Here is a 1517-nt window from a genome sequence, read left to right as displayed (position 1 = left end):
TGAAGTGCCTCATAATTGTTAGACAAAGAGTCTAATGATTGTGAGGTATTTTTTTGACTAAATATAGTTCTACTTTAAAGGCTGAAATTGTTGGTAAATATAATCGACATCTATTTAGCGTGATTAATTTAGCGGCACAATACCAGATTCCTAGACGTCAAATTTATTTATGGATCAAACAATTTGAAATAAGTGGACCTAATGTTCTAAAGCTGCGAAAAACAAAGCGAAAGTTCTCGTTGGAATTCAAGTCAAGTGTGATAAACTACTACCAGACTCATGAGGAAGCTCTAGCCGACGTTGCCGCAAAATACGACCTGTTGCCGTCACAAATTAGTCTCTGGCAAACAGCGTTTATTAAAGATGGCATTGACGCTTTGAGACCTCACCCGAAAGGTAGGTCCGCGAAAATGAAGAATAAGAAACAAGTCCGCCAAGTATTAGCTAAAAATGAGGTTGAACGCTTAAGACAGAAACTAGCTGAGAAGGACCAAGAATTATACGATACAAAACTAGAGCGTGATATCCTAAAAAAATCGCTGACCCTGTTCGGACCTTCAAAGGACGACGAAAAACACAAATAGTTGATCAGATCAGGGCGGATCAGGCACACCTTCCGAAATCAGAAAGATATAAGATTGGTGATATTCTCAAAGCCATTGATCTAAAAAAGGCAACTTATCATGATGAACGCAAAAGAATTTACACAACACATGATAAATACGCCAAGGTTAAGGCAGAAATCCTACGAATTTCCAATCGCGGAATGTGTAACGGACGATACACTTATGGTTATCGTCGTGTTTCAAATGAGCTCGAAAAACTTGGCATTCATTTCTCTGGTGAGGTTATTCGTCGTCTAATGGACCAGCTCAAAGTCAAAGTAAGTATCTACAATTGTCATTCAAATGGAAAATATTCTTCTTATCGGGGATCAGTGGGAAAAATCGCCGAAAATATTATTCATCAAAAGTTTGATGAAAGTGATCCTTATAAAGTACTGCATACTGATGTTACTCAAGTTAAGTTACAGAATCATAAATGGGCCTATGTATCTGCGATTACCGATGAAGCCACCAAAGAAGTTTTAGCCTTACAAATAAGTGAGAGTCCCAACCAAAAGCTCATTACAGAAACACTGGACCAATTGATTAGAAAACTACCTCAGGGCGCAAAACCAATTATTCATTCAGATCAAGGTTGGCATTATCAATTAAATTACTACAGACGATATCTAAATGATAATGAATTTATCCAAAGTATGTCTCGCAAAGGTAATTGTCATGATAATGCCCCAATTGAGAGCTTCTTCCATATTTATAAGACAGAATGTTTTTGTGGTCTACCAATGTGCAAGAACATAGAAGAGTTCAAACAAATTACCAATAACTACGTAGAATGGTTCAACAACACCCGAATTTCAATGAAAACAAAAGGCATGTCACCGATAGAATACCGGCAACACACCTTAATTGCTTAAAATAATATTTTTGTCTAACTTTTCTCTTGCACTTCAC

At 37.0% G+C, this 1517-nt stretch carries 2 protein-coding genes; both read left to right on the top strand.

Annotated features, from left to right (window positions below; translation table 11 throughout):
- The first annotated feature begins 53 nt into the window (after positions 1-53).
- A complete protein-coding gene (locus tag EKM81_RS11030; protein ID WP_125651619.1) occupies positions 54-584 on the top strand; it encodes a helix-turn-helix domain-containing protein in 531 nt (176 codons plus the stop codon).
- Positions 536-1480 (top strand): IS3 family transposase, encoded by a 945-nt coding sequence (locus EKM81_RS11025; RefSeq protein ID WP_318531232.1) that lies wholly within the window; start codon positions 536-538, stop codon positions 1478-1480. Before EKM81_RS11030 ends, EKM81_RS11025 begins: the two co-directional genes overlap by 49 nt.
- Positions 1481-1517: the final 37 nt, after the last annotated feature.

This window comes from Lapidilactobacillus gannanensis (assembly GCF_003946675.1).
Classification (GTDB): Bacteria; Bacillota; Bacilli; order Lactobacillales; family Lactobacillaceae; genus Lapidilactobacillus; species Lapidilactobacillus gannanensis.
Note: the sequence above shows the minus strand (reverse complement) of the source record. Positions and strands in the feature narration are given on the sequence as shown.